The sequence below is a fragment of the Faecalibacillus faecis genome, from assembly GCF_003024675.1.
GTDB classification, from domain to species: domain Bacteria; phylum Bacillota_I; class Bacilli_A; order Erysipelotrichales; family Coprobacillaceae; genus Faecalibacillus; species Faecalibacillus faecis.
This window is the reverse complement of the sequence record NZ_PYLP01000001.1, coordinates 84,411-108,872: the sequence shown is the minus strand read 5'-3', so window position 1 is coordinate 108,872 and position 24,462 is coordinate 84,411. Positions and strand designations below refer to the sequence as shown.

Here is a 24,462-nt window from a genome sequence, read left to right as displayed (position 1 = left end):
ATTCATCTTTATTTTCTCTAGTTTTCATATTCATCTTGTTGTCTAATTTCATCTAATAAAATACGATTCCCTAATCGTTTAAACTTCCAATATTCCACAAAAACACCATCGTAACTTTCAATCACTTGATTTTGCTCATCAATTGTAAGATCATCCATCATTCCTTCAATATAGACCCAAAAACAATCCTCATCATCATTTTCACTATCATAAACATTAACGACATGTTGTTTTATAAGTTTTATATTCGTAAGTTCATTTCTTCTTCCCTGAAACTCATACCAATTCATTTTTGTTTGCAACGCATCTAAAAGTTGTGGTGTTAAGTAGTCTTTTAAAGTTTCTAAATCTTTTTTTGACCATGCTTCTTGAATAATAAAATAATTACGTTTGACTTCTTTTTTAATTCTTTCTTCATTCCAAAAAGCATCTTCATCATCTAAAATATCCAGTTGTTTTTTAGTTCTTTGATGAAGTAACCGTGCTTTACGTCTTCTTTGTGAAGCATTTAATCCATAGATTCCCGAAACAACGACAACGGTCATAACGATACCTTCTATGGGATTGGAACGCCCTCTTCTTCCATAATAATGGTCGTGATAGCTATTGCCTCCAGAACTTGAAGAGCCTCCTCCACCACTACTACCAGAACCACTTCCACCACCGGCTCTGGCATAACAGCTTCCCGTAAATAATAACGTGATTATTAAAAATGTTGAAAGTATTGTAATTATCTTTTTCATACCTATTTCCCCCGTTTGATTTATTATAACATAGTCTTGACTTCTAAAAAAAGAAGTATAAAATATAGTTTGAATTCAAACTATATAGGAGGCACTTATGTTAGAAGATCAATTTCATTTTCAATTACTTAAATGTTTTAACCATCAAAAAAGATGGATCAATCAAAGAACAATACAAATCGATGTTTTACCAGGACAAAGTAAAGTCCTTCAATGTTTAGATGAGCATGGTCCCTTGTCTCCTAAAGAAATAGGAAAACTATGTATTGTAGATAAATCTACAACAACCTCTTTGCTTAATAAGATGGAAAAGATGAATTATATTGAAAAGAAAAATCAAAATCATGATAAGCGTTCTATTCTAATTCATCTAACTAAACTTGGAAAAGAAAAAGCAAAACTTGTCAAACAAATTTGTTTAGAAAGCGACCAATTTATTTTACAAGGACTTTCTAAAAAAGAACAACGAGAAATCATTCATTTGCTTAAACAAATGAATAATACCTTAGAAAAGGAGGATACACATGGAAACACAAAATAACTTTGCGATAGGAAGTATTCCTAAACATATTATGTCAATTGCAGGACCAATGATTATCGCTCAACTCATTAATGTTTTATACAATGTTATTGATCGTATTTATATTGGACGTATTCCTCATGTAGCAACCCTTGCTATGGGTGGTCTAGGAATTTGTTTACCAATTATTTCCATTGTCATGGCTTTTGCGAACCTCTTTGGTATGGGTGGTTCCCCTCTTTGTTCAATTGCGAGAGGTCAAGGTAAAAATGATGACGCTGAAGAAATCATGGGTAATTCATTTTCTTTACTTGTCATCTTTGGAATTATTCTTACGATTGTTGGTTTTATTTTCAAAGAAGATATTTTATGGGCTTTTGGTGCCAGTAAACATACTATTAGTTATGCTTTGGATTATTTATCTATTTACTTAATTGGAACTATTTTTGTTTTAGTAAGTCTAGGGATGAATAGTTTTATTAATAGTCAAGGTTTTGCGAAAGTCGGAATGATGACAGTTCTTATCGGTGCTATTTTAAATATTATTTTAGATCCTCTATTTATCTTTGTTTTACATATGAATGTTAAAGGAGCTGCTATTGCAACCGTCATTTCTCAAGGTATTTCTGCTTTATGGACCTTACAATTTTTAACAGGTAAACAAACTATTTTGAAACTTAGAAAAAAATATTTTAAACTTAATTTCTACTATGTAAAACGTATTTTTTCACTTGGTACAGCTGGTTTTATGATGGGAATTACCAATTCTGTTGTGACGATTGTTTGTAATTCGACTTTACAAACTTACGGTGGAGATCTTTATATCGCCATCATGACAATTATCAACTCCATTCGTGAAATTGCTCAATTACCCGGTCAAGGAATGGCCAATGCCTGTCAACCAGTTTTAGGTTATAACTATGGGGCTAAAGAATATAAACGTGTTCTTACAGGTATTAAGTTTGTCACAATTGTTTCTTTTATAATGATGTTTGTGATATGGCTTGCAATTACCCTATTCCCTGAATTTTTCATTCAAATCTTTACACATAATCAAAAAATCATTAGTCATGGTATCACATCTTTACATCTTTATTTCTTTGGTTTCTTTATGATGACCTTCCAAATGGTTGGACAATCAACTGCCGTTGGTTTAGGAAAATCAAAACAAGCGATTTTCTTTTCGATCTTTAGAAAAGTAATCATTGTTGCTCCTTTGACTATCATCTTACCAAAATTTATTGGCATTAATGGTGTCTTTATTGCTGAAGCTATCAGTAACTTTATCGGTGGTGGTGCTTGTTATATTACCATGTGGTTAACGATTGGTAGAAAACTTCAACAAAAATGCAAGGAAGAAGCCGTATGTATACCCCAACATTAAACACACGTAGATTGATTTTAAGAAAATTCAATGAAAATGATTTAGAAGCTTTTTATGACATTTTTTCTGATAAGGAAGTCAACCATTTTCTTCCTTGGTTTCCTTTAAAAAATCTAGATGAAGCTAAAAGCTTTTATCAAGAAAGATATGCTTCTATTTATCAAAAGAAACAGAGATACGCTTATGCTATTTGTTTAAAAGAAAACAATACTCCCATTGGTTATATCAATATTGATTTAGATGAAAGTCATGATTTAGGCTATGGTCTAAAAAAAGAATACTGGCATCAAGGAATTATAAGTGAAGCTGTAAAAGCCATTATTCAACAAGCGCAAAAAGAGGGGCTTAATTATTTAACTGCAACCCATGATATTAAAAATATTCATAGCGGTCATGTTATGAAAAAATCAGGTATGCATTATTGTTATTCTTACAAGGAACACTGGATGCCTAAAAATATTCCAGTTATTTTTAGAATGTATCAAATAAGTCTTGATGGAAAGAAACGGATTTATCAAAAATATTGGAATCAATATGAACATTTTATTGAAGAAAACATATAAAGGACAAGTTATTTAAAACCTGTCCTTTTTCCTATATAACGATTAACTTGTTGGTAATATTGAAGGTATTGTTCCTTAAATTCTTGTTTTAAAAATGGTTCTTCCACATATTTAATTTGAAGATGAAACATAATAATCGCTAAAAGCGAAATAACAAAGATAAAAAACAAATAAAATAATGAGTCCAATGACTTATATCTTAATCCCTTCTTTTATTGATTAAGTCGATAACGATCATCAAAACACCAAATAAAACACCTGCAATGGCCCAAATGATCCAACTATATTGCATTTGTCCGTTACCATTTTTACCAAAGGTATAATAAAGAAAAATAGCGGTCACAACAAGCCAATAGATGGTACTGATTTTAGATTTTAAAATGTTATTCTTTTTTTGTTTAGGGGTATAATCCCCTGTTTGTAAAATCTTATCTAATGCATTTTGATAAGTTCCCGCTAAAACAAGAAAAAAACAACCAATACTTACAAAGAATAATAGAATACATACCGCAATACTTTCTAAAAACTCATAATTTAAAAAGATAAAAATAGGTAAAACGGATAAAATACATAAAACAATTCCTATAATTTGATAACGATGATAGCGATCTTGATATTCTTCTTTTTCTTTAAATGCGTATTCTTTCACACCATTTCCAAGAGAAAAATCTTCTTTTTCTAAAAACTCATATTTTTTTACTTTAAAAGCACATAAACAAAAAAGAATCACCGCAATTGTGATACAAATAATTAAAAAACTAAGTCCTAGACTTACAGCCAAATTTTCTGTCATGTGAAATCGTTGATACTGAGATAACGTTGTAAGACCAATTAATGGAATAGGTGAAATCACACATAGAAAAGTTGCAAAGGCAATTTTTAAAGATGATTGTTTTCTAAGAGTCAAATATTCTTGTACTTGTGACAAAGATAAATAAATTCCTATTTGACGATGTTCTTCATTTTCTTGATCTAATAAAAGATAATCTGTCGTTACTTGAAACAGTTGGCTAAGTAAAATTATTTTATCAATATCTGGTTGTGATTGACCGGATTCCCACTTGGAAATGGATTGTCTTGAGATATTCAAACGATTCGCCAATTCTTCCTGTGACCACCCTTGTTTTTTTCTTAATAGCATTATTTTTTCTGATAAGTTCATAACTTTCCTCCTGTTTCTATCATAGAACAATTATCCAAAAAGCACTACCAACTCTGCTTTTCGTTTTGTCAACTGACAGTTGACATTTAGATATTTACTTTAAAAAAACTTATAATTCCTATAATAATCAATAAAATAAAGGCAAAATAAATTAAACCAGCTGAAACCATCATCATTAAAGTAATTGGTAATAAAATAATCGTTAAAACAAATTTTGAAAGTCCCCAAGCTGCCTTTAACCCAAAGAAAAATAATTTTCCAAAAACAAAAAACATCAAAATCATAAACAAAAAATAAAACATTTTCATCACTCCTAACCTAAAAAAATATCCATCAACATCATGATCACAAAACCACTTAAAACCCCAAAAGTTCCAACGTGGCTATGTTTACCAAGCTGTGCTTCAGGAATGAGTTCTTCTACCACGACATACATCATCGCTCCAGCTGCAAAGGATAAACAAACGGGTAAAATCGTTTGCATAATATGTATCGTAAAACCGGCAATGACTCCTGCAATCGGTTCAACAATTCCTGAAAGGCTTCCATAAACAAAAGCTTTTGTACGTGACATTCCTCCTTGTTTTAAAGGAAGGGAGATCGCTGCTCCTTCTGGTAAATTTTGTAATCCAATTCCTAGTGCCAAAGCAAATGCGGAAGCCAGAGTAATACTTGAATTGCTTGCCGCAATCGCAAAAGTTAATCCTACCGCAAAACCTTCAGGAATATTATGAAGGGTTACCGCTAAAACAAGCATAGTATTTTTTCCTAACATACTTTTAGGACCTTCTGGCTTATCTTCATTTAAATGTTGATGAGGAATTACATGATCTAAAAAAAGTAAAAAGAGAGCACCTATAATAAAGCCTCCTCCTAAAATAAGAGCACTGTTTTGTCCATTCGCTTCTGCCATTTCCATGGAAGGAATCAATAATGACCAAACAGAGGCAGCAATCATAATGCCTGCCGCAAAGCCTAAAAAGAGTTGTTGATAAAAGGATTTGACCTCATCTTTAAAGAAAAAGACAAGAGCGCTTCCTAATGTTGTCATTAAAAAAGTAAATAAAGTTCCAAATAATGGATATAATAATGTATTCATAAATTTCTCCTTCTTCTTTTATTATAAAGATTTTGAATATTTTGCATAATGATATGCTAAAATAATTATGTTTTTGTTATAATAAGGGCAAATGGAGGAATTTTATGAAAGATGGATATATAAGAGTTGCCAGTGCATCGATTGATACACTTATTGGCAACGTAAAACATAATGCTAATGAAATCAAAAAAGTTTTAAAAGAAACTCGTGAAAAAAAAGCACAAGTCGTTGTTTTTCCTGAACTTGTTTTAAGTGGTTATACATTAGAAGATCTTTTCTTACAAAATCGTCTTTTAAATGAATGTCTTGTTCAATTAGAAGAAATTATGAAAGATACAAAAGGACATCAACAAATTGTCGTTATTGGTTTACCTTTCCATTATCAAAACAACTTATATAATGTTTCAGCTGTATTATATGATGGAAGTATTTTAGGAATCGTCCCTAAATATCATATTCCAAATTATAATGAATATTACGAAGGAAGACGTTTTACACCTTGTTTTGAAGATAATATTGAAATTGAACTCTTTGGACAAATCGTTTTATTTGGACGTAAAGTGGTTTTTGCTTGTCAAAATCTGCCAAGCTTTACTTTAGGAGTCGAAATTTGTGAAGATTTATGGCTTCCTAATGCGCCAAGTAATGAACTTGCTTTAAATGGCGCAACTGTTATTTGTAATACATCCGCAAGCAATGAATTAACAGCTAAAAAAGATTATCGTCGAAACCTTGTTTCAATGCAATCAGCAAAACTTGTTTCCGGATATGTTTATAGTAATGCGGGAAGCGGTGAAAGTACAACGGATGTTGTTTTTTCTGGGCATCATTTAATTTGTGAAAATGGAACGATTGTAAGTGAAAGTACAGGCTTTGATGCTGAAGTGATTTATGGTGATTTAGATGTTGAAAAACTTGTCAGCGAAAGAAGAAAAATGACAACTTATCAATCACATCATGATTATGATTATGTCTATTTTGATATGGATTTAATTGATATTGAAACAAATCATTATTATGATCCTCATCCTTTTGTGCCAAGTAATCCAAAATTAAGAGAATTACGTTGTAAAGAAGTTTTTGAAATCCAAACAAGAGGTTTAATGCAAAGGCTTAAAGCAACGCATATTGATAAAGTTGTCATTGGCATTTCAGGGGGATTAGATTCGACCCTTGCCCTTCTTGTATGTGTGATGGCTTTTGATAAACTTGGTTATGATAAAAAGAATATCTATGCCATTACTATGCCTTGTTTTGGCACAACATCACGTACAAAAAACAATGCTTTAGGTCTCATGGAAGAACTTGGCGTGACAAGTCAAACAGTCAATATCGCAGATGTGGTAAGAATGCAATTTAAAAACATTGATCAAGATGAAAATGTTCATGATGTCACTTATGAAAATGTTCAAGCCCGTGAGCGTACAGAAATCTTAATGAATAAAGCCAATCAAATTGGTGGACTAGTGATTGGAACCGGTGATTTAAGTGAAGTTGCTTTAGGCTGGTCGACGTATAATGGAGATCATATGTCAATGTATGCTGTAAACGTTTCTGTTCCAAAAACACTTGTTCGTTATCTTGTTGATTATGTTTCATCTCTTTATCAAGGACAAGTTCTTGAAACAATCTTACAAGATGTTTTAGATACACCCGTATCTCCTGAACTTCTTCCTCAAGAAGATGATAAAATTGTTCAAAAAACGGAAGATATCGTAGGTCCTTATGAACTTCATGATTTCTTTATTTACCATATGGTGCGTTTTGGTGATGAACCATGTAAACTTTATAAAAAGACAAAACTTGCTTTTAAAGACAAATATGATAAAGAAACTATCAAAAAATGGTTACGCTTATTCTACTGGCGTTTCTTCAGCCAACAATTTAAACGTAGCTGTATTCCTGATGGTCCAAAAGTTGGTTCGGTTGCTCTTTCTCCTCGTGGAGATTGGCGTATGCCAAGCGATGCCAATGTTCAAATATGGCTTGATGAAGTAGAAAAAATTTAGAACTGCTCTGCAGTTCTTTTTTAACACCCTATTTTATCCTTTTAATATAGTTTTTCACTAAATATTTAGAGCTATCTATGATAAAATAAAACAAGAGGTGACATTATGCATATTTATAACTCAAATCACTATAGTTCAACAATGAAACAAATCATTAACGATTGTCTTATATCCGCAAAAGAAAATCCTTTTGTTCTTCATTATATTATCGTTGATGATCCTAAATATTATGAAGAAATCTTTTTAAAACAAACAAAGGCACTCTTTAATATTGAAATCATGACACTTTCAACGTTTTATCAAAAACTTCTTCAAAGATATCATCAAGATTTTAAACAAAAAACCAATTTAGAAAATATCTTAGAAATTATGCAACTCAATAAGGAAGATCCTTCTTCTTTATTTCATCATAGTCTTAATCATGTTTTAATGGCTAAAGAGATTTTAGAAATCTTTAAAAACTTTTATCTCTATTCTTTAAAAGAAACTGACAAAGATTTACCACGCCTTTCACAAGATAAAATCAAAACACTTTTTCATTTATACCAACAATTTGATCAAAAACATTTCTTAGTTCATGATCTTATTCTTTCTTTAATTGATGAAAAATGCCACGATCGTTATTATTTTTTGACGAATCAAAATAAGTTTTCAAAAAATCAAGAAATCATACAAAAACTTGATCAGTATGGTCATGTCTTCCTTTATCAAGACAATCAAGAAAATAAAATGGATGATTATACCGGTTATGTCACAAATCATCTCTTTGATTCTTTACAAGAAAAAAGTACGTTTTTACATCCCTACCAATTATTAAAAGCATCAACAATTCAAGAGGAAGTCAAACAAGTTGTTTTTGATATCAATACATTGCTTTCAAATCATACGTTGCGTGATTTTGCTATCTATTATCCAAATGATGATTATTATCGCCATTTATGCCGTATTCTTGATCAATTTGGTTTTGCTTATAATAAAAAAGAAACACTTGTTAATAAAACTTTTCAAACTGTCATGATGCTTTTACGTTATGTTTTAAGTCATAATGAAGAAGATCTTCTTGATGCTTTAAGTTCTTATCAGTTACAAGGTTTTCAAGATTTTCAATATGTTTCTTATTTAAAAAATAAATATAAATCGCAAGGTTTTATTGATGATAAAGCTTATTATACTTTAAAAGAAGCTGTATTAAAGATTCAAGGAGCCAATCTTACAACTTACTCCTTTTCTTTAAAGACTTTTATAGAAGCTTCTTTTAATAAATCAGAAGAAGTTTATGCTTTTCTTTCAAGCATTGATTTGTCAGGAAGCGAAACACTTTCTTTAAAAGAATATATGAATTTACTTGAAGAAATGTTTTCTCCTAAAACCCATTTTATTAAAGAAAATTATGACAGTATTTATCTTTTAAATTATAATCAACCTTATAGCGAACTTTTAGGAATTCAATATATCTATTGTTTAGGACTCAATGAAACCATTGTTCCTAAAGAATTTAAAAATACACATTTGCTTTTAAATCAAGAAGCACTCGCCATCAATTATCCAACAACCTATGATGACTTAAAAGAACATCAAAATGATTTAAAACATCTTTTTTCATCTCATCATGAAAAAATAGTTTTAAGTTACGCATTAAGAGATTTAAATGGTGGGGATTTAGTTATTTCATCCATTATCAAAAAACTGACAAAACTCGTTGAGATACCTGTTTTTAAAAAGCATGCCCTTATTCATCAAGCTTTAAAAGAAAACTATTATTTATGTGGAAATCAAGATGAAGATCTACTTGTTTTAAATCATCAATTACTGACTTATAAACAAACGCATCATCAAGTACTTCCTCTACAAATTGATTATCAACATAATCCTCTTTCAGCGAGTAAATTAGAGGTTTATAATCAATGTCCATATAAGTATTACTTACAGTATATATTGAAAGTTGATCAAATCAATGATTCTAAAATACAAAGCAATGAAATTGGTACCCTTGTCCATTATGTTTTAGAAAAGAATTATTTTTATTTTAATAATAATCAAGCGAAGAGCTTTGATCATTTAAAAGAAGATATTCATTTATGTGTTCAAAAATATTTAAATGAACATTTTCAAAAGAAATACGCCTTACCTAAAAATCAATTCTTTTTAAAACTAGTTGAAGATGATCTTTATAATACCATTCTTGTACTTTCTAAACAGATGCAAAGAGGCTTATTTGAATTATCGGTTTGCGAAGAAAGAGTTTATGATCAAATTCAAGATATTGAATTAAAAGGTTTTATCGATCGTGTGGATCTCTATCAAAATTATTTAAAAGTGATTGATTATAAATCATCAAATAAAGAATTGAATTTAGACTTGGCACGTTTAGGATTTAATATGCAGATGTTGATTTATTTAGAAATGTTATCAAAGAATAAAAGCTATGATAAAGGTGCGGTTTTATATTTCAACACAAGGAAAAGAATGTTAAAAAGTGATGTATCTATTTTAGAAAAACAATATCCTGAAAACTTTTTTAAGCTCTATAAAATGGATGGTTATAGTGTTGATGAAACATATTTAGAAATTGATCATGATATGGAGCAAGAAAGTTCTGTTATTCAAGTTAAACTTAAAAAAGATGGTAGCCCTTATAATAACGCAAAAATCATTTCTCATGATGAATTAAATACACTTTTACAAGAAATCACTTTACACATTCAAGGTCTTTACCAACAAATGATTTCTGGAGATATTCGTATTTATCCAACACGTAGTGATAATCCAACGATTGATATGCATATCAATCCTTGTCGTTTTTGTCATTATAAGGCAATTTGTAACTATGATATTTTCTATAATGAAGATCATCAAATTGAATTAGGAGGTAAAAATGAAGAAAGATAAAAGTTTAAACGATGAACAAAATTTAGCGGTTTATAGTCGTGGGAGTTCAATTCTTGTTTCTGCCCCTGCTGGTTCAGGAAAAACAAAAATTCTGGTCAATCGTATGATGTCATTAATTGAAGATGATCATGTTAATGTTGATTCTTTACTTGTTTTGACTTTTACCAAAGCAGCCGCCTTAGAAATGAAACAACGTTTAGTAGAAAGTTTAGATCAAAGAATTCAAGTTTGTGATGCTTCTTTAAAAGGACATTTAGAAAAACAAAAGCTTTTATTAAATGATGCTTATATTACAAACTTTCATTCTTTTTGTAGTGATTTATTAAGTCAATATGGGTATATGATTCATTTAAATTCAAAGTTTGAAATTATTGAAAATCCAACACTTATCAAAGAAAACATATTAAATCAATGTTTACAAAGATGGGTCCAAAAAGAAGATTTCTATACATTTTATCAAGAAAACTATACTGGATATCAATTTGAATCCTTTAAAGAAATCCTCTTTCAATTAGATAATCTTTCACACACGGTCTATCATTTTAATGATTATCTAAAAGAAATTGAAGTTAATCTTTATGATCGTATTATCAATGAACAAACAATTGAGGGAACCCCAATTGAAAAACCTTTAAAGAAAGTTTTACATGAAGCATATCAAGAAGCTTATGAAAATTATTTAAAATTGGAAGATTATTGTCAAACTTATGGTCTAGGATTTTATTTTGAAGAAACGAAAAAACTTCCTTCACCACATCAAGTATTAGAAAGTTATTTTCAAAGTTTAAAAGTTTTATTTGATCAAGAAAAGTATTTTTCAATGGACCTTGAGATCGAAAAACATCGCGCAGCCAGTTATAAAGATGTCGATGATTCTATTAAAGAAACCTATAAAGATTTACTTGATCAAACAAAGAATACATTTGGTAAAGCTTATAAAAAGTGTATGCCTTCTTCTATTGAAGAACTCAGTGAAATCTTAAAAATCTCATCTCATCATTTAAAAATCTATTTAAAATATTTAAAAGAATTTCAAAAAGAATATCAAGCTTATAAAAAATCACTTTCTTATCTTGATTTTAATGATTTGGAACAATATACTTTACAACTTTTAAGTGAATCTAATGGCGTTGCTCAAACGCTTTATAAACAATTTCATGAAATTATGATTGATGAATATCAAGATACCAATGAAATTCAAGAAAATTTAATTTTATTGATTTCACGTTATCAAATGCCTGAAATCAATCGTTTTATGGTTGGTGATATGAAACAATCCATTTATCGTTTTAGAAAAGCCGATTTAGATATCTTTAATGAAAAATATCTTACTTATGGTGTTAAAGATGATAATCAACGTATTGATTTAAAATTCAATTACCGTTCTAATAAAATTGTCCTTGATAGTATTAACTATATTTTTAATGCCATCATGGATCAACGTTATGGTGGTTTAGAATATGACAACGACCCTCATGCACAACTTAATTATGATTTTTTAAGAAAAGAAAAGTGTGAAAATGAAGAAAAACTTCAACAAGCAATGCATCGTTTAGATCAAGAAAAACGTTTTGATAGTGAAATCATGCTCGTTTTAAAACCTGAAGAAGAAAAAGTAGATATGGTTGAATATGAAGCGAAAATGATTGGAAAAAGAATCCATGAAATGGTGGGTCATTTAGAACTTGATTTTTATACAGGAAAGCGTTTAGCCAGTTATAAAGATATTGTTGTTTTAATGCGTAATGTGGCTAACTTTATTACTTATAAAAAGGTTTTTGATGCTATTTCTATTCCTAATCTTATTGTTCTTACAAAAGGCTTTTTTGAAAGTAATGAAATTCTTGATTGTGTTTATTTTTTAAAAGCTTTAGATAATTGTTTAGATGATCTTGCTTTGATTTCTTTACTTAAAGGTAATTATACAAAGACCCATTTTGATGAAAATTGGCTCTATCTTCATAAAATAGAAAAAACATCCATGTATGAGTCTTTAAAACAAGCAAATGATCAAGAAGCTATCGATTTTTTAAAGTATTATCATGAAATACAGGAATATGCCCAAAATCATCCTGTTTATGAAGTTTTAGAAAGCTTTATTAAAGAAAATGAATATGATTTGTTTATTAGTTCTCTTTATAACGGAAAACAACGTTATGCTAATATCCAATTATTCATTGAAATGCTGAAAGCAGACGAAAATCTTTCACTTTACCAAATCGTACAAAAAATTACGCAAACGATGACTTTAGGAATTGATTACAAACCTGCTACGCTTTCAAGTGATGGAGATGCCGTCACTTTTATGACAATTCATCAATCAAAAGGTTTAGAGTTTCCTATTGTTATTGTCAATCAAATGAATCATCAATTCAACTTTGCAGATGGCAAAGCCCCATTAATTCAAGATAAAAATTTAGGTATGATTTTAAACCCTCATCAAAAGCAAGATTTAGGTGATTTTAAAAATGTATTGGTTGAATATTCGCATCCTTTACGTGGTATTTTTTCAACAATCCTTGATAATGAAACCATCAATGAAGAAATGCGTATTCTTTATGTCGCTCTTACCAGAGCTTCACAAAAACTCATATTAACAGGTGGTTTAAAAGAACTTAAGATGATTGAAAAATGGCAAAAACAAGTCATTGATTCCGCCTTAGATGCCTCACATCATCTTTTACCGGCGACCATTCGCAAATCCAACCAAATGTTGAATTGGATCATGTTGGCTTTGATTCGTCATCCTGATTTTATTCAACAATGTATCGATCTCTCTTTATTTGATGAAAAGATTAGAAATAGTTATGATTTAGCGGAAGTAAAAAATAATGCGTTACAATTACAATTGTATCAAGAAAAACAAATGCAACTTAATACTTGTCATTCTAAGTTTCATACTTCAATTATTGATACGCATACAATTGATGAATATATCTACCCTACTTCTTTAAAAGAGAAGAAAGATGAAGAAACTTATTTAAAAAACAATGCTTTTGTTTATCAAAGTCATGGTGACTTTGATAAAACAGTAGCGGTTACTTCTATTGTAGATGATGGTAATCGTTATTTTGAAAGAGATGATGAAATTGAAGATTCTTCTTTTAAAGCAACGGATCGAGGTACCCTTGTTCATTTATTTTTAGAATTATTTCCTTTAGAGAAGAATCTCAATTTTGAAGAAGCATTTGAAAAAACACTTCAACGTGACGTTTTTAATGAAGATGCAAAAAAGTTATTAAATAATTATAAAATCCATTTAAAAAGTTTTGTGGAAAGTAATGTTTATCAATTAATGTTAGAAAGTAAACATTGTTATAAAGAAAAAGAATTTTCTTTATTAAATGAAAATAACCAAATTATTCATGGAATCTTTGACGTTTTATGTATCAATGAAGATAAAATTACAATTATTGATTATAAAACGGATACAATTTCTAAAGAAAGTTCTATACAAACTTTAGAAGAACTTCATCAAGGGCAAATGTATTATTATAAAAAAATCATGAAACAAATGTTTCCTGACTATGAAGTAGAAGCTATTGTTTATTATTTACACATTCATCGTTATGTGGTCATTTAGGAGGTTTTTATGAAAATATTAATTGCGAGTGATTCTTATAAAGGAAGTTTATCTTCCTTGGAAGTATCTAAATATATCCAAAAAGGTTTTAAAGAAGTTTTTGAGGATATTTCTTTTAAAACCCTATCGATGGCAGATGGTGGTGAAGGAACCGTTCAAGCAATCGTTGAATCATTAAATGGAAAATATATTTCAATAGCTTGTCATAATGCTCTCAATGAAGAAATTGAAGCCAGTTATGGGCTTATAGATAATTTTGCGATTATTGAAATGGCTAGTGCTTCTGGGCTTCCTTTAGTTAAAGAAAAAAGAATTAGAGAAGCGAATACCATTGGAACAGGTGAATTAATTGAAGATGCCCTCAATCGTGGATGTCGTCAAATCTATTTAGGTATTGGAGGTTCAGCAACCAATGATGGTGGTTTAGGCATGGCCCATTATCTAGGAATACGTTTTTTAGATAAAAATAATAAAGCCCTAGAACCAATTCCCGCAAATCTTCCTTTTATCAAAAAGATAGATTCTACAAATCTAGATCCAAGAATCAAAGAAACAAAAATCATTGTTATGTGTGATGTTTCTAATCCACTTTGTGGAAAAGATGGAGCGAGTGCTATTTACGGTCCACAAAAAGGTGCCACAAAAGAAGATATCATTTTTTTAGACCAAGGGCTTTTACATTTAGTAGATATTTGTCTTCAAGAAGGCTATGAAGACTATAGCCTTTTCCCTGGCTCTGGTGCTGCAGGTGGTTTAGGTTTTGGTTTAATGACTTTTTTAAAAGCTCATTTACAAAGTGGTATTGAAACAGTTTTAGATATTGTAGATTTTGATAATGTCATCAAAGATTGTGATCTTGTTATTAGTGGTGAAGGACGTATCGATCATCAATCAATGTATGGAAAAGTCCCAACAGGTGTCGCTAAAAGAGCAAAAAAACAAGGAATTGAAACCGTTTGTATTGTTGGCTCTATTGGAAGTTCAGTAGGAGATATTTATGATTTCATTACAACTATTGAAAGTTGTGTAGATCATTGTTGTGACATTGATGAGGCTTTAGAAAATGCGAAAGTCAATGTTTACAAAGCTGCTTTCCGTTTAGCAAGAAGTATTCAATTAGGACAAAAAATGCGCTTTTAAAGCGCATTTTTAATATTTTGTTTTTGTATAAAAATACCCGAAAATTGAAAAAACAATAACAAGGGCAATAATTGAAAAAGAAACAAGCGGTGATAAATAAACAGCTTCAATAAGCATACTCCACCTCCTATAAACCAATTGTAAGTGTCACTGGACAATGATCACTTCCCATAATTGTTGTTTCAATTGTGGCTTCTTGAATCTTATCTTTTAAACAATCACTAACGATAAAATAGTCAATGCGCCACCCTGCATTTTTTTCTCTCGCTTTAAAACGATAAGACCACCATGAATACACCCCTTCTACATCAGGATATAAATAACGATAGGTATCAATAAAACCATGACTTAAAAGTTGTGTCATCTTCGCTCTTTCTTCATCACTAAATCCTGCATTTTTACGATTTGCCTTTGGATTTTTTAAATCAATTTCTTGATGAGCAACATTCAAATCTCCACATAAAATAATTGGTTTATCAAGTGAAAGTAAATATTCTAAAAAATCATCTTCCCAAACTTGACGATAATCCAAACGTTTAAGCTCATTTTGACTATTAGGTGTATAACACGTAATGACATAATAATCTTCAAATTCTAAACTTATCAAACGTCCTTCTTGATCATGTTCTTCTTTGTTCATCCCATAAAAAACATGTATTGGTTTCCTTTTGGTATAAATAAGTGTTCCACTATAGCCCTTTTTTACAGCACTATTTAAATAATGATAATAGCCTTCAATAGCTATATCTGCTTGTCCTTCTTGCATTTTTGTTTCTTGTACACAAAAGATATCCGCATCTAATTGTTTAAAGCTTTCTAAAAACCCTTTTTGCAGGCAAGCACGTATTCCATTAACATTCCAACTTACTAATTTCATATTTTTTCCTCTTTTTCTAACAGATAAATTTATTATATCACATGTTTTCCAATAATATATATGCAAGAAGCATATTAAAATGATTTAAGGATATAATTAATTAGGTGATACTATGAATAAAAAAACATTGATTCTTTGTCTTTTAATTTCTTTACTTGTAGGTGGATTAAGTAGTTTTCTCACAAAAGATTCCATAGCTTTATATGAAACCTTAAATAAACCTCTTTTTTATCCACCTGTATGGCTTTTTCCTATTGTTTGGACAATTTTTTATCTTTTAATGGGTTTTTCAAGTTATCTTATTGTCCAAAGTCATTCATCTAGTAAAGAAAAGGCATTGATTCTTTGTGGCTTTCAATTACTAGTTAATTTTACCTGGCCTCTTTTTTTCTTTAATCTACAAAATTATTTCTTATCTCTTTTAATATTAATAATCTTAATTATTTCCGTCATCTACATGCTTTATACCTTTAAAGATATAAATATTATGGCTTTCTATTTAAACCTTTCTTATCTTTTTTGGCTCTTTTTTGCCTTCTATTTAAATTTCATGATCTTTCTAAACAATTAAAATAGTATAAAATTTCTTCCATCGCTCTTGTTTTCAAACGATAATATGTACTTCTAGAATAGTACAAAACCCACCAATCTTTTTTATCTTTGTAGAGAAAATCTTTTTCAATAATACGCCGACTCTCTTCACTTAAACAACTTAAAATAAATTCATAAGATTGAATTGCTTTTTCTAATTCTTCTTTGCTATAAAGAGAATCAATCCACTGTGTTCCTTTATCTTGATAATAGCTTTTTCTTTCTCGTATGGTATCCATTTGAATACTTGGATAATAGCTTTTTTCCTTTAAATATTGTAATTTCATTTGTGCTTGATGATATCCTCTAAATATCTTTTCTAATTCTTCTTTTTTTTCTTTATAAGTGATTGCTTTCATAAAAATACCTCCACTTATTTATTCGTCATGTGGAGGCATTTTTTCTTCTAAATTATGAAATTTTCTTTAATTTCTTCTATTTGATCTTCATCTAGACCAATATTTAATAAATATCCTTTACTACTTCCATATTGTTCTCTTAAATACGCTAAAAAACGCATCATCACACGAGGATCTGAACCTAAGAATTTTTCTTCTTCCTTTGGCAACATTTCTTCAAGTTGTTTCATCATTTTCATGTTATTTTCATAAGACTCTGAATAGTCTTTCACGATATCATATTCATGACATCCCGCAAGATCTAAAAGTAAACAAGCAAGAACTCCAGTACGATCTTTTCCTGCAGAACAATTAAAAAGTGTACAATCATAAGGATGATTTAGAAGGATTTCAAATACCTTTTTAAATTGTTTCTTATTAGCTTCAATCATAAAAATATAAAAACCACTTAAATCTTGATAATCTTTAATATCATCTGGTAAAACAGACATATTTTCATTTTGTAATAAATTGATATGATAATATTCCATATCTTTATAATCTTTTAAACTATGAGGTTGATGAACGAGTTCATAATCACTTCTTAAATCAATAACGGTACGAATACCATAGTCATAAAATTTTTCTTTTAAATCCTCACTAATTCCACTTGGACAAGTACTTCTTACAAATTTATGTGATTTTGTATAATATCCTTCTTGCGTTTCATATCCCCCTAGATCTCTAACATTTGTCATTTTTCCTATGTGAAGCATTCTCTCTTCACGTGATAATTGCATCATATGTTTAATTCCTTTCTAACTTTCAAAGGGTCTTACACGTAAAGTAACCCCAATTTTATCAGCGATTTCTTGACATTGTTCAATTTCTTCTGGCGGTATTGTCGTATCAACAACTGTTAAAACAACTTTAGAAACATAAGGTTTACATTTTTTCGCAAAATCTAAAAGCTCATCAAAAGAGTCAATTCCATATTGGCTACGTGTAAGTTTATAATATTCTTCTTTATTACTTGTATTTAAACTAATTGAAACCGTATCCAATAAACCTTTAAATTCAGGTGTAATATCTCTTTTATTATAAAGAGAAGAAAGCCCATTGGTATTAACACGTGTTGGTAAATCCGATCTTCTTTCCTTTAAGTATTTCGCTACTTGCATTAAATCATCATGGCGCATAAGCGGTTCACCAAATCCACAGAAAACGACTTCTTTAAAATCGTTTAAATCATACTTATCAAATTCCGCTTTAATTTCTTCAACAGTTGGTTCTTTTTTTAACCATAATGAATTATTTTCAATCATTTCTTTTGTTTGTCTTAAACAAAAAGTACACGAACACGTACAACGATTTGTAGAATTCACATAACATGTAATTCCTTTTGTTGATTCTAAATGTGCAATATCAATATAACTATTTTTATATAATGTGTATAAAATCATCTTAATCCCCCAATTCTTTTAATAATGGTTCAAAACATAATCCCATATGTGGATGTGCATCAATATCAACAGAATGTTGAATACATTTTGAAGCAAAGTCTGTTGATTTTCTAACTGCTTCTAAAAAGCTCTCCCCTTTTAAATAACTTCCCGCAATGACTGCTGAAATGACATCTCCTGTACCACTACGATCTTCTCCTATACGTTTTACATAAAGCATTTCAATATGCCCATGATCATATATGAAATTTAAGATTTGATCGTCAACAGAAATTCCTGTCACGACAATATATTGTGGACCCATTTGACTCAATTTTTGACACATTCTTGAAAGTTCTTCCTTATACGTTGTTTCATGATATGTTTCATCAATCAAAGCACAAAGCTCTGTTAAATTAGGTGTGACAATTGTCGCATAAGGCATTAATTCTCGCATCTTTTCTTGCATCTCTTGCGTATAAGTTGGATAGAGTTTTCCATGGTCACCCATCACAGGATCAACTAAAATAAAATTTTTATCTGTTTTAAAATCTTTGAAAAATTCTTTAACAATTTCAATTTGTTTCGCAGATCCCAAAAAGCCGCTGCAAATACCATCAAAATCAATATTCATTTTTTTATATGTTTCAATGTAATCTTTCATCTTTGATGTATAATCATCAAAGAAAAAATCTTTATGATACGTGTTAATCGATAAGATTGCCGTTGGTACAAAAGCTGTTTCAATCCCCATAGAAGAAATGATTGGTAATTGACAAGCTACTGAACAACGTGACAAACCGGTAACATCATTCACTAATACAATTCTTTTTTCTCTCATTTTTCTACTTCCTCTTTCAAGTATTTTAACATATTGACCTTTACTTGAGTACCTTTTTTTCATAAAACATCTTTGTTATAATAGAGACGAGGTGAAATAAATGAAAAAATGGATGAAAGTCTTTTTTGTTTTATTAACTGTTGTTTCTCTTGTTGGATGTTCTTCAAGTAAAACAACAGAAAAAACAAAAAAAACAAAAACATTAAAAGGAAATTACCAAGTAGAAATTAAAATAAAAGATTATGGAACAATTTATGCTGAAATTGATGCAGATACCGCACCAATTACTGTTACAAACTTTGTAAATCTTTGTAAGAATCATTTCTACGATGGTTTAACTTTCCATCGAATCATTAAAGATTTTATGATTCAAGGTGGCGATCCTAACGGAGATGGTACAGGTGGAAGCGAGGAAACAATTAAAGGAGAATTCTCTGATAATGGTGTTGAAAATCCTTTAAAACATACACGTGGTGCCCTTTCTATGGCAAGAAGTCAAGATAATGATAGTGCTTCTTCTCAATTCTTCATTGTTCAAAAAACAGCTTCTCATTTAGATGGTCAATATGCTGTTTTTGGTTATGTTTATGAAGGTATGGATATTGTTGATAAAATTTGTGATGATGTTCAAGTTGAAGATAATAATGGAACTGTCGCAAAAGAAAATCAACCTGTCATCGAATCAATTCGTTGTCAAAAAATTAAATAAGATTTTTATATGAAAAAGCTGATTGAAATAAAACATCCTTCAATCAGCTTTCTTTTTAATTAATAATTCTTAAAACATCTTCTTCACTTGTTACATTAAATATATTTAATGTAAGTTCATTTAGTTTTTCTAGCGATGTATTTGTAAGTTGTTTTTCTAAAGGTCTTGATAAGGTTCCTAGTTTTACTTTAAGTTGTTCTTTTAAAGTGTCTGATTTTCCTTTTTCAAATCCTATTATTTTTCCTTTTTCCATTCCTTGATTTTCAAATCTTTGAAATAATCTGTCCATTGCTTCACACATGTTGATTTCATCTCCTTCTGGTAAATCTTCTCTTTTAATTTTCGTACGTGTAAATGTTGCCGCCATCATGAAGTTTTCTATTTCGATTTTACGATTGTTTCTTAAATCATCATAATTTCCTGCAAACATGCTTTGACTGATTTCTACAATTTCTTTTAATCGTTGATTGATAAGTTTTCTTGCATCTATTGTTTTAAGTTCGACAACAGGTAATCTCCAATCATTGATATAAGGTTCCATCTCTGGTGGAATATTTTTCAATGTTTCTTTCAATGTTTCTGGTGATTTCCATTCTTTATCTCCCGTATAGAACACAAAGCTTCCTACTGGATAGACTTCTTGTTTACTTTCAACCTGATTGATATAAATCGTTGCATCATAGTTGAGTATGCGAAAGATCATTTTTTCATCAAAAGTACTTTGATGTTCAACTCCAATAATCACATACTCTCCATGAATACTTGCTTTTCTTACCACATCTCGATATCTTTTGATCTCTGTTGGCTTATCGACCTTTCCTATCAAGGTCGACAGATCATTTTCTCTTGAAACAAGTTCTTCAGGTTGAATGACCTGTCTTCCTTGAAAAAAAGCATAATTACAAAGATCTGCAAAACATCCTTTATCTCTAAGTAGTTTTTTACAGGTACTGTCACTAACATTTCTTTCTTTAATGCACATCATCTTTCCTCCTTATATAATTTTTTTTTATTAAGGTTTCATACATCGCTTTTTGTTTGTATTGTTTATCATATTTATAAGGAGTTTTTCTGATGTTATTGTACCATGTTATCAAAGACAATTTGTGTGTTTTCTAACCATGGCAATTTAATTTTTATCTATCATTATTTTAGCTTTCCTTTTTTTCTTCTTCAATGGATGCTTAGTCCAAAAAAAATGATATGAAATCAGTTCATATCATTAACTCATTTTTATTTCTTTTTTTAAAGAACAACTTAATAAAACAATCGTTATCACAAACGCTGAAAAATCTGCAATCGGTACTGCCATAAAAATACCATCTAAACCAAAGATTGTTGATAAAATAAGAATACATGGAATTAAAATAATTACTTGTCTTAAAAGATTTAATACACTTGAAATCTTAATTTTACCAATTGCTTGAAAATAGTTAGCACACATAATTTGTGCGCCGATGACTGGTAAACAAATAAACCAAATATGCAAAGCATGACTACATAAAGCAACAACATCTTCTTCATTATTAAATAGATAAACAATATTTTTAGTAAAAAACTGTACCGCAATAAATCCGATACCAGCAATAACCGTTGCTCCAACAATTGCATATTTTAAAGTTTCTTTGACACGGTCTATCTTTCTTGCTCCAAAGTTATACGAAATCAATGGTTGTTGTCCTTGCATCAATCCCGTAATTGGCATAAGAATCAATGTTTGAATACTTGTAACAATACCAATAGCACTAAGAGCTAAATCTCCACCATATTTAACAAGAGAAGCATTGAGAATAATATTTAAAACACTATTCGACATTTGCATTAAAAATGCTGGAATTCCTGTTTGAATAATTTGTTTTGAAACAGAGAAGTTAAGTTTTAATAAAGACATATTTAAAGTAATAAGCGTTCTTTTGCCAAATAAGAAGGCAAGTTGCCAAAGAGCACTTAAAAGTTGCCCTCCAATTGTTGCAAGAGCAGCACCTTCCATTCCCATATGAAAAATACAAATTAAAATATAATCAAATAGAATATTAAAACCAGCTCCTATCAATTGAGAAATCATCGCATTTTTAGGATTTCCTTGTGCTCTAGAAAAGTTATTTCCAGCCATTGCCACACATTGAAAAACTGCTCCGTATAAAATAATACTTAAATAACTTTCTGCATATGGAAGTACGGTTTTAGAAGCACCTAATACTTTTAACATTGGATCAAGAAATAAGTTTCCTAAGATCATGAAAATCAATCCTAAAATAATCGTAAGTGTCAATCCATTTCCCATATACATTCCTGCATCTTCTTTTTTACCTTGTCCTAAGGCGATGGAAAAACGTGTAGCGCCACCCATACCAATCATTAAAGAAATAGCCATTAAAACAAGTGTTACAGGATAGCATATACTAATTCCCGCTAAGCCAACAGATCCAAGTTCAGGAGCATTGCCAATAAACATACGATCGACAATATTATAGATGGCATTAACCAACATCCCAATAATCGCAGGTATCGAAAATTCTACAAGAAGAGGTAGAATTTTTTTGGTTCCCATTTTATCACTCTTATTCATCTTTTCCCTCCAAATTTTTTTTCATCTTTAATAATAATTTTTCCAATTGTTTTTGTTGGTTTTCATCAATTCCCTCCAACATTTCATTTGCTGTTTGTAAAACAATTTGTTTAATAGAAGGATAAAGTTTTTTTCCTTCATCCGTTAAAACAATATGTTGATTTCTTTTATCATCTTCACATCTTGTTTTAACAATTAATCCTTTTTCTTCTAATGTCTTTAAAATGCGTGTGACGGCACTTTTATCAATTTGTAATCTTTTATTTAAATCATCTTGTTTAATACAGTTTTCTTCATGGATAATTTTAAGAGTAATCGCTTGTCCATGAGATAAACCAAGTGCTTTTAAATAACCATTCATATAACTATTTTTTTGATTATGTACTGTAGAAATTAAACGTGCTAGATTCATAGTCCCTCCTACCGTTGACATATCAACGATAAATGATTTTCTATTTTTTGTCAAGAAAAAAGCCCACTTCTCAATTGAGTAGTGGACTATAAAATATACTTTTAATAAGCTTTTGCAAAGTAAACTACTTTTTTAGCTGGTTTTCCACAGATTGGACAAACATCACCAAATGGTTCTTCATCTTCTTTAATACATCTTGATGTGGCACCTGTGTCTTCTTTAATTTTTGCTTCACAAGCATCATCTTCACACCACATCATACGAATATATCCTGCTTTTGTTTCTAGAATTTCTTTAAATTCATCATAAGTATGTGCTGTTCTAATATTTTCATCTCTAAATTTTAAAGCCTTTGCATACATTTCATCATGAATTTGATCTAATAAAGTATGAATTTTTGAACCTAAATCATCGTCTAAAGCATAAGTTTCTTTAGAACCATCTAATCTTTTAGCGATAACACATTGTCCTTTTTCAATGTCCTTAGGACCAATTTCAAGTCTTACAGGAATTCCTCTCATTTCAGCATCCGCAAATTTATAACCTGGTGTTTTATCACTTGCATCTACTTTAACACGTAATCCAGCTGCTTTTAATTGTGCTTCTAATTCGTAAGCTTTATCTAAAACCCCTTCTTTATGTTGCATAACTGGAACAATCATAACTTGAATTGGTGCCACTCTTGGTGGTAATACAAGTCCATTATCATCCCCATGAACCATAATAATTGCACCTAATAAACGTGTTGATGCTCCCCAAGAAGTTTGATAAACATATTCTTGTTTATTATCTTTATTTAAGAATTTAACATCAAATGCTTTGGCGAATCCTTGGCCAAAATAATGTGATGTTCCTGATTGTAAAGCTTTTCCGTCATGCATTAAAGCTTCCATTGTATATGTTTCTTCAGCCCCTGCAAATTTTTCACTTTCAGTTTTACGTCCAGTAACCATTGGAATTGCAAGTAGATCTTGTGCTGTTGAACGATACACTTCTAACATTTGTAAAGTTTCTTTTCTTGCTTCTTCTTCTGTTGCATGAATTGTATGACCTTCTTGCCATAAGAATTCAGAACCACGTAAAAATGGTCTTGTTGTCTTTTCCCAACGAACAACGGAACACCATTGATTATATAATTTTGGTAAATCACGATAAGAATTTACAATTTTTGCATAGTGTTCACAAAATAAAGTTTCTGATGTTGGACGAATCACTAAGTTTTCTTCTAAATCATCCAATCCACCTTTTGTAACAACTGCACATTCTGGCGCAAATCCTTCTACGTGATCAGCTTCTTTTTGTAATAAAGATTGAGGGATCAACATCGGCATATAAACATTTTCATGTCCTAATTCTTTAAATTTTTTATCCATATGTTTTTGAATTTGTTCCCACATTGCATAACCATACGGACGATAAATAATAAATCCTTTCACACCGCTATAATCCATTAATTCCGCTTTACGACATACATCTGTATACCACTTAGCAAAGTCAACATCTCTAGCTGTAATTGCATCATTTTTCTTGTTATTTGCCATCTTTTTTGCCTCCTCATAAATGCTTTTCTATTTTACTATAGAAACGTCAA

22 protein-coding genes are annotated in these 24,462 nt (G+C 30.1%); 9 read left to right on the top strand and 13 right to left on the bottom strand.

Features of this window, described 5'->3' with window-relative positions:
* Positions 1-17 precede the first annotated feature (17 nt).
* Positions 18-743 carry a Tim44 domain-containing protein gene (locus C7U55_RS00570; RefSeq protein ID WP_106986878.1) on the bottom strand — a complete coding sequence of 242 codons (726 nt, stop codon included), beginning with the start codon at positions 741-743 and terminating at the stop codon, positions 18-20.
* Positions 744-840: 97 nt separating this feature from the next.
* Between C7U55_RS00570 and C7U55_RS00565 the strand changes: the two genes are divergently transcribed.
* Genes C7U55_RS00565 through C7U55_RS00555 form a run of 3 tightly spaced genes read left to right on the top strand, consistent with a single transcriptional unit; the run spans position 841 to position 3,210 of the window.
* Positions 841-1,284 carry a MarR family winged helix-turn-helix transcriptional regulator gene (locus tag C7U55_RS00565; protein ID WP_106986877.1) on the top strand — a complete coding sequence of 148 codons (444 nt, stop codon included), beginning with the start codon at positions 841-843 and terminating at the stop codon, positions 1,282-1,284.
* The gene (locus C7U55_RS00560) at positions 1,268-2,647 is read left to right on the top strand and encodes an MATE family efflux transporter (protein ID WP_106986876.1); all 1,380 of its coding nucleotides are present in this window, start codon (positions 1,268-1,270) and stop codon (positions 2,645-2,647) included. The genes C7U55_RS00565 and C7U55_RS00560 overlap by 17 nt, the downstream gene beginning before the upstream one ends.
* Positions 2,629-3,210 carry a GNAT family N-acetyltransferase gene (locus tag C7U55_RS00555; RefSeq protein WP_106986875.1) on the top strand — a complete coding sequence of 194 codons (582 nt, stop codon included), beginning with the start codon at positions 2,629-2,631 and terminating at the stop codon, positions 3,208-3,210. The genes C7U55_RS00560 and C7U55_RS00555 overlap by 19 nt, the downstream gene beginning before the upstream one ends.
* A gap of 199 nt (positions 3,211-3,409) precedes the next feature.
* Here the strand turns inward: C7U55_RS00555 and C7U55_RS00550 are convergent, their stop codons facing one another.
* The 3 genes from C7U55_RS00550 to C7U55_RS00540 all read right to left on the bottom strand — a co-directional run bounded on the left by C7U55_RS00550 (position 3,410) and on the right by C7U55_RS00540 (position 5,471).
* Complete coding sequence (locus tag C7U55_RS00550; protein WP_106986874.1) at positions 3,410-4,372, bottom strand: helix-turn-helix domain-containing protein; 963 nt, start codon at positions 4,370-4,372, stop codon at positions 3,410-3,412.
* A gap of 86 nt (positions 4,373-4,458) precedes the next feature.
* Positions 4,459-4,674, bottom strand: a complete 216-nt coding sequence (locus C7U55_RS00545; protein WP_106986873.1) for a hypothetical protein — start codon at positions 4,672-4,674, stop codon at positions 4,459-4,461.
* An 11-nt stretch (positions 4,675-4,685) separates the two neighbouring features.
* Complete coding sequence (locus tag C7U55_RS00540) at positions 4,686-5,471, bottom strand: ZIP family metal transporter (protein WP_106986872.1); 786 nt, start codon at positions 5,469-5,471, stop codon at positions 4,686-4,688.
* A 104-nt stretch (positions 5,472-5,575) separates the two neighbouring features.
* Here C7U55_RS00540 and C7U55_RS00535 point away from each other — a divergent pair, with 104 nt between their 5' ends.
* The 4 genes from C7U55_RS00535 to C7U55_RS00520 all read left to right on the top strand — a co-directional run bounded on the left by C7U55_RS00535 (position 5,576) and on the right by C7U55_RS00520 (position 15,092).
* Positions 5,576-7,480, top strand: coding sequence for an NAD(+) synthase (locus tag C7U55_RS00535; protein ID WP_106986871.1), 1,905 nt, complete (start codon positions 5,576-5,578; stop codon positions 7,478-7,480).
* A gap of 105 nt (positions 7,481-7,585) precedes the next feature.
* Positions 7,586-10,369: a PD-(D/E)XK nuclease family protein gene (locus C7U55_RS00530; RefSeq protein WP_106986870.1), complete on the top strand. Its 2,784-nt coding sequence runs from the start codon at positions 7,586-7,588 to the stop codon at positions 10,367-10,369.
* Positions 10,356-13,952, top strand: a complete 3,597-nt coding sequence (locus tag C7U55_RS00525; protein WP_106986869.1) for a UvrD-helicase domain-containing protein — start codon at positions 10,356-10,358, stop codon at positions 13,950-13,952. Before C7U55_RS00530 ends, C7U55_RS00525 begins: the two co-directional genes overlap by 14 nt.
* Positions 13,953-13,961: 9 nt before the next feature.
* Positions 13,962-15,092: a glycerate kinase gene (locus tag C7U55_RS00520; RefSeq protein ID WP_106986868.1), complete on the top strand. Its 1,131-nt coding sequence runs from the start codon at positions 13,962-13,964 to the stop codon at positions 15,090-15,092.
* A 127-nt stretch (positions 15,093-15,219) separates the two neighbouring features.
* Here the strand turns inward: C7U55_RS00520 and C7U55_RS00515 are convergent, their stop codons facing one another.
* A complete protein-coding gene (locus tag C7U55_RS00515) occupies positions 15,220-15,969 on the bottom strand; it encodes an exodeoxyribonuclease III (RefSeq protein WP_106986867.1) in 750 nt (249 codons plus the stop codon).
* Between the two features lie 112 nt (positions 15,970-16,081).
* Between C7U55_RS00515 and C7U55_RS00510 the strand changes: the two genes are divergently transcribed.
* Positions 16,082-16,540 carry a TspO/MBR family protein gene (locus C7U55_RS00510; protein ID WP_106986866.1) on the top strand — a complete coding sequence of 153 codons (459 nt, stop codon included), beginning with the start codon at positions 16,082-16,084 and terminating at the stop codon, positions 16,538-16,540.
* Here the strand turns inward: C7U55_RS00510 and C7U55_RS00505 are convergent.
* Genes C7U55_RS00505 through C7U55_RS00490 form a run of 4 tightly spaced genes read right to left on the bottom strand, consistent with a single transcriptional unit; the run spans position 16,518 to position 19,181 of the window.
* The gene (locus C7U55_RS00505) at positions 16,518-16,919 is read right to left on the bottom strand and encodes an MG284/MPN403 family protein (RefSeq protein ID WP_106986865.1); all 402 of its coding nucleotides are present in this window, start codon (positions 16,917-16,919) and stop codon (positions 16,518-16,520) included. The genes C7U55_RS00510 and C7U55_RS00505 overlap by 23 nt on opposite strands.
* Before the next feature lie 47 nt (positions 16,920-16,966).
* Positions 16,967-17,701: a tyrosine-protein phosphatase gene (locus C7U55_RS00500; RefSeq protein WP_106986864.1), complete on the bottom strand. Its 735-nt coding sequence runs from the start codon at positions 17,699-17,701 to the stop codon at positions 16,967-16,969.
* A gap of 15 nt (positions 17,702-17,716) precedes the next feature.
* Positions 17,717-18,361 (bottom strand): TatD family nuclease-associated radical SAM protein, encoded by a 645-nt coding sequence (locus tag C7U55_RS00495; protein ID WP_106986863.1) that lies wholly within the window; start codon positions 18,359-18,361, stop codon positions 17,717-17,719.
* 1 nt (position 18,362) lies between these two features.
* A complete protein-coding gene (locus C7U55_RS00490) occupies positions 18,363-19,181 on the bottom strand; it encodes a pyridoxamine kinase (RefSeq protein WP_106986862.1) in 819 nt (272 codons plus the stop codon).
* Positions 19,182-19,281: 100 nt separating this feature from the next.
* Here C7U55_RS00490 and C7U55_RS00485 point away from each other — a divergent pair, with 100 nt between their 5' ends.
* The gene (locus tag C7U55_RS00485) at positions 19,282-19,890 is read left to right on the top strand and encodes a peptidylprolyl isomerase (RefSeq protein ID WP_106986861.1); all 609 of its coding nucleotides are present in this window, start codon (positions 19,282-19,284) and stop codon (positions 19,888-19,890) included.
* A gap of 55 nt (positions 19,891-19,945) precedes the next feature.
* Here the strand turns inward: C7U55_RS00485 and C7U55_RS00480 are convergent, their stop codons facing one another.
* The 4 genes from C7U55_RS00480 to proS form a co-directional block, all read right to left on the bottom strand.
* Positions 19,946-20,872 (bottom strand): Rpn family recombination-promoting nuclease/putative transposase, encoded by a 927-nt coding sequence (locus C7U55_RS00480; RefSeq protein ID WP_162297379.1) that lies wholly within the window; start codon positions 20,870-20,872, stop codon positions 19,946-19,948.
* Between the two features lie 240 nt (positions 20,873-21,112).
* Positions 21,113-22,459 (bottom strand): MATE family efflux transporter, encoded by a 1,347-nt coding sequence (locus tag C7U55_RS00475; protein ID WP_106986859.1) that lies wholly within the window; start codon positions 22,457-22,459, stop codon positions 21,113-21,115.
* Entirely contained in the window at positions 22,452-22,871 is a 420-nt protein-coding gene (locus C7U55_RS00470; RefSeq protein ID WP_162297378.1) for a MarR family winged helix-turn-helix transcriptional regulator, read from the bottom strand. The genes C7U55_RS00475 and C7U55_RS00470 overlap by 8 nt, the downstream gene beginning before the upstream one ends.
* A 101-nt stretch (positions 22,872-22,972) precedes the next feature.
* The gene (gene proS / locus C7U55_RS00465; protein WP_106986857.1) at positions 22,973-24,412 is read right to left on the bottom strand and encodes a proline--tRNA ligase; all 1,440 of its coding nucleotides are present in this window, start codon (positions 24,410-24,412) and stop codon (positions 22,973-22,975) included.
* Positions 24,413-24,462 lie beyond the last annotated feature (50 nt).